At 72.2% G+C, this 4,146-nt stretch carries 4 protein-coding genes and 2 pseudogenes; 3 read left to right on the forward strand and 3 right to left on the reverse strand.

All coding sequences use genetic code 11. The features are described 5' to 3' along the window. Positions 1–198 (forward strand): annotated as a pseudogene (locus F3J10_RS36485) (30S ribosomal protein S5); the annotation flags it as partial. Here F3J10_RS36485 and F3J10_RS34580 read toward each other — a convergent pair. From F3J10_RS34580 to cobU, 3 genes and pseudogenes are all read right to left on the reverse strand, one after another. Then, a pseudogene (locus tag F3J10_RS34580) lies at positions 115–360 on the reverse strand (threonine-phosphate decarboxylase); the annotation flags it as partial. The pseudogenes F3J10_RS36485 and F3J10_RS34580 overlap by 84 nt on opposite strands. An 81-nt stretch (positions 361–441) precedes the next feature. After that, complete coding sequence (gene cbiB / locus F3J10_RS34585) at positions 442–1,386, reverse strand: adenosylcobinamide-phosphate synthase CbiB (protein WP_166916298.1); 945 nt, start codon at positions 1,384–1,386, stop codon at positions 442–444. Next, positions 1,380–1,940 carry a bifunctional adenosylcobinamide kinase/adenosylcobinamide-phosphate guanylyltransferase gene (cobU, locus tag F3J10_RS34590; protein WP_105852239.1) on the reverse strand — a complete coding sequence of 187 codons (561 nt, stop codon included), beginning with the start codon at positions 1,938–1,940 and terminating at the stop codon, positions 1,380–1,382. The genes cbiB and cobU overlap by 7 nt, the downstream gene beginning before the upstream one ends. Positions 1,941–2,003: 63 nt before the next feature. Between cobU and F3J10_RS34595 the strand changes: the two genes are divergently transcribed. Continuing rightward, a complete protein-coding gene (locus F3J10_RS34595; protein ID WP_240154847.1) occupies positions 2,004–3,509 on the forward strand; it encodes a cobyric acid synthase in 1,506 nt (501 codons plus the stop codon). Between the two features lie 104 nt (positions 3,510–3,613). Beyond that, entirely contained in the window at positions 3,614–4,042 is a 429-nt protein-coding gene (locus tag F3J10_RS34600) for a DoxX family protein (protein WP_025102262.1), read from the forward strand. The last annotated feature ends 104 nt before the right edge of the window (positions 4,043–4,146 follow it).

Consider the following 4,146-nt stretch of genomic DNA (forward strand, 5'->3'; position numbering starts at 1 on the left):
ATGGGCAAGGGCAAGGCGAAGGAAGTGCCGGTCGCTGTCCAGAAGGCAATGGAGCAGGCTCGCCGCAACATGTTCAAGGTGCCGCTGAAGAACGGCACGCTGCAACATGAAGTGCACGGCAAGCACGTGCGCGGCGTCGGGCGCGCCGTAGTAGCGCGCGGCCAGCGCGGCCAGCGGCGCCTCGTCGCCGGGCAGCCGGCGCCAGGCCTCGGGCGGCATCGGCGGCACCGGGTAGCCGATCGGGTTGATGCCGGTCGAGAGATCGAGCCAGCGCGCGAGCGGAATGCCGTAGCGTTGCGCGGCGTCGTGCGGATTGCCGCCGTGCGTGATGGCGGGCGGATGGAGAGCGGAGTCGGTCATGGGGCGGGTCGGGCGGGGCGATCGACATCGCCCGCCGCGCGGAATCGAGGGAAGGGGATGGACATGGCGCGGGCCGGGGCCTCAGCCATGCTGGGTGGCGACCGATAGCGCGGCGCCGGCCAGCAGCAGCGCGAGCCAGAGGATCGAGGTGCGTGCCACCAGCGAGAGCGCCGCGCGCACGTGGGCGGGCGAGGCCGGCTCGCCGGCGCCGAGCGTGGGCCGCGTCTCGAGTTCGCCGTGATAGACGGCCGGGCCGCCCAGCACCACGTTGAGGCTGCCGGCGCCGGCGGCCATCACCGGCCCGGCATTGGGGCTGTCCCATTGGCGCGCCTGGCTGCGCCAGCAGCGCCAGGCGTTGGCGGTGTCGCCCAGCAGGGCGTAGCTGGCGGCCGTGAGCCGCGCCGGCACCCAGTTCAGCGCATCGTCGATGCGCGCCGCGGCCCAGCCGAAGCGCAGCAGGCGCGGCGTGCGATAGCCCCACATCGCGTCGAGCGTGTTGGCGAGCCGGAACATCAGCGCGCCGGGGCCGCCCGCGATGGCGAACCAGAACAGCGCACCGAAGATCGCGTCGTTGCCGTTCTCCAGCGCCGATTCGACCGCCGCGCGCGACAGCGCCGAGGCATCGGCCTCGCGCGTGTCGCGCGAGACGATGCGCGCGGTCAGCGTGCGCGCCTCGGCGAGATCGCCGCGAGCGAGGGCGGCGCCGATCGGCGCGATATGCTCGGCCAGGCTCTTGGCGCCGAGCGCGAACCACAGCAGGGCGACATGCACGGCGGCGGCCAGCGGCCAGGGCAGCAGGGCGAGCAGCAGCAGGGCCGCCAGCACCGGCGGCAGCACCGCCAGGCACCAGGCCGCCACGCCGATCGGCCGGCCCAGCCGGCCGTGGTTCAGGCGCGCCTCGATGGCCTGGGCCAGGCGCCCGAAGACGACCAGGGGATGGCCGCGGCGCGGTTCGCCGAAGCGCCAGTCGACCAGGAAGGCCGCGACCGCGAGGATCGCCACCGCCGGCAGCGACAGCATCAGCATGCCGGTTCTCCGGGCGCTTTCACGTGCATCGGCAGGCCCGCCACCACCAGCGTGACGTGGGTGGCCAGCGCTGCGATGCGCTGGTTGAGCCGGCCCAGTTCGTCGACGTAGCGACGCGTCTCGGCGCCGAGCGGGATCACGCCCAGGCCGATCTCGTTGCTGACTACGATCACCTGGGCCCGCGAGGCGCGCAGCGCGTCTTCCAGCGCCGCCACGCGCGCGGCGAGCGTGGCCTCGTCGACGGCCGCGCCGTCGGGCGGGCAGAGCAGGCCGGCGAGCCACAGCGTCAGGCAGTCGACCAGCACGCAGGCGGCGGGATCGTCGAGCGCGGCGATCGCCTCGGCCAGCGCCTCGGGCGCCTCGACCAGGGCCCAGTCGGCCGGGCGGCGCGCGCGATGATGGGCGATGCGGCGATCGAATTCGGCGTCGCCGACCACGCGCGCGGTGGCGACATAGGTGACGGCGCGGCCGCTCGCGGCGGCCAGCCGTTCGGCATGCGCGCTCTTGCCCGAGCGGGCGCCGCCGAGCACGAAGGTGAGGTGGTGCGAAGTCATCGCGTGATTGTAACGGCGCGCGCGATAATGCGGCCTTCCCCAGACAGCCCGATGGCCCGCACCATGACCGTTTCCGATCGCCTGCCCTCGCCGCGCGGCACGCTGATGATCCAAGGCACCACCTCCGACGCCGGCAAGAGCACCGTGGTGGCCGGGCTGTGCCGGCTGGCGCGGCGCGCGGGCGCGCGCGTGGCGCCCTTCAAGCCGCAGAACATGGCGCTCAACAGCGCGGTGACCGTCGACGGCGGCGAGATCGGCCGCGCCCAGGCGCTGCAGGCGATCGCAGCCGGCATCCCCGCGCATACCGACCTGAACCCGGTGCTGCTCAAGCCGAACAGCGATCGCGGTGCGCAGGTCATCATCCACGGCCATGCGCGCGGCAATCTCGATGCGCGGGCCTATCACGCCTACAAGCCGGTGGCCTTCGAGGCCGTGCTGCAATCCTACGAACGCTTGCGCGCCGCCTACGACGCGGTGATCGTCGAGGGCGCCGGCAGCCCGGCCGAGATCAACCTGCGCGAGGGCGACATCGCCAACATGGGTTTCGCCGAGCATGTCGACTGCCCGGTGGTGCTGGTCGCCGACATCGATCGCGGCGGTGTGTTCGCGCACCTGCTCGGCACGCTGGCCTGCCTGTCGCCGAGCGAGCGCGAGCGCGTGCGCGGCTTCGTGATCAACCGCTTCCGCGGCGATCCGGCCTTGCTGAAACCCGGCCTCGACTGGCTGGAGGCACAAACCGGCAAGCCGGTGCTCGGCGTGCTGCCCTACCTGCACGGCCTCGCGCTCGACGCCGAGGACATGCTGCCGAGCCTGGCGCGCACCGAGGCCAGCGATCGCGCGGCCGGCGTGCTGCGGGTGGTCGTGCCGGCCGTGCCGCGCATCAGCAACCACACCGACTACGACGCGCTGCGCGCGCATCCGCGCGTCGATTTCTCCTACTGGAAGAGCGGCCCGATCCCGCCCGCCGACCTGGTGATCCTGCCCGGCTCGAAGAGCGTGCAGCGCGATCTCGAATGGCTGCGCGCCAATGGCTGGGATCGCGCGATCCAGCGCCACCTGCGCTACGGGGGCAAGCTGATCGGGATCTGCGGCGGCATGCAGATGCTGGGCCGCTGGCTCGACGATCCGCAGGGTGTCGAGGGGCCGCCGGCTCGCGTGGCGGGGCTCGGCCTGCTCGACTACGACACCGAGCTGCGGCCCGAGAAGACGCTGGTCAACGCGGGCGGGCGGCTCGGCTGGGGCGAAGGCGAGGGCGCGGCCGTGAGCGGCTACGAGATCCACATGGGCGAGACGCACGGCCCGGCGCTGGCGCGGCCGGCGCTGCGACTCGACGGACCGGAAGGCGAGCGGTCCGACGGCGCCATCTCCGAGGACGGGCAGATCCTGGCCACCTACCTGCATGGCCTGTTCGACACGCCCGGCGCCTGCGCCGCGCTGCTCGAATGGGCCGGGCTGGACCGGGCCGAGGCGGTCGACTGGGCGGCGCTGCGCGAGGCCTCGATCGAGCGGCTCGCCGATACCTTCGCCGCGCATCTCGATCTGGAACGCCTATTCGGCAGCTTCGTCTGATCAATTCGTTCTTTTTGGGAAGTAATGTAATCCGATCCGGAGATTTATCGGCGAAAACGCTTCGAATAGAGTTCGCTCCATTCCCCTTCTCGATGGAGTCCGCCATGAACCCGAATCGTTCCGCCGAACTCGGCGCCACCTTGCTGCGCCTGGTGCTCGGCGTCTTGTACCTGATCCACGTCGGCCAGAAGATCTTCGTCTTCACCCTGCCGGGCACCGTGCAGTTCTTCGTCTCGATCGGCCTGCCGGGCTGGCTCGCCTATGTGACGATCGCCGTCGAGCTGGTCGGCGGTCTCGCGCTGCTGGGCGGGATTCAGGTCCGGATCGTCTCCCTGGTGCTGCTGGTGTTCATGCTCGGCGTGGTGCACACGCATTTCCCGAACGGCTTCGGCTTCGATTCGCCGCATGGCGGCTGGGAATATCCGGCCTTCTGGGCGGCCGCGCTGGCGGTGCAGGCGCTGGTCGGCGCGGGTGCCTATGCGCTCGGCGGCAACCGCGCGGCGGCCAAGGCCGGCGTGCAGCGCGCGGCCTGAGGGGCCTGAGCGGGCGGGCCAGGCGGTCGCCGCCGCTAAGTCGCCACCGCCCGTTTCCTGCCGTCGATACCCCTGCGCGCGACGCGGCCTTTTACCGGGCCGCG

Origin of the sequence: Burkholderia sp. Cy-637 (genome assembly GCF_011753175.1) — a bacterium.
Taxonomy (GTDB): Bacteria; Pseudomonadota; Gammaproteobacteria; order Burkholderiales; family Burkholderiaceae; genus Burkholderia; species Burkholderia gladioli.

Excerpts from the sequence above, each read along its gene's own strand:
- cbiB (WP_166916298.1), bottom strand. The coding sequence starts at position 1,386 with ATGCTGATGCTGTCGCTGCCGGCGGTGGCGATCCTCGCGGTCGCGGCC.
- cobU (WP_105852239.1), bottom strand. The coding sequence starts at position 1,940 with ATGACTTCGCACCACCTCACCTTCGTGCTCGGCGGCGCCCGCTCGGGC.
- F3J10_RS34595 (WP_240154847.1), top strand. The coding sequence starts at position 2,004 with ATGACCGTTTCCGATCGCCTGCCCTCGCCGCGCGGCACGCTGATGATC.
- F3J10_RS34600 (WP_025102262.1), top strand. The coding sequence starts at position 3,614 with ATGAACCCGAATCGTTCCGCCGAACTCGGCGCCACCTTGCTGCGCCTG.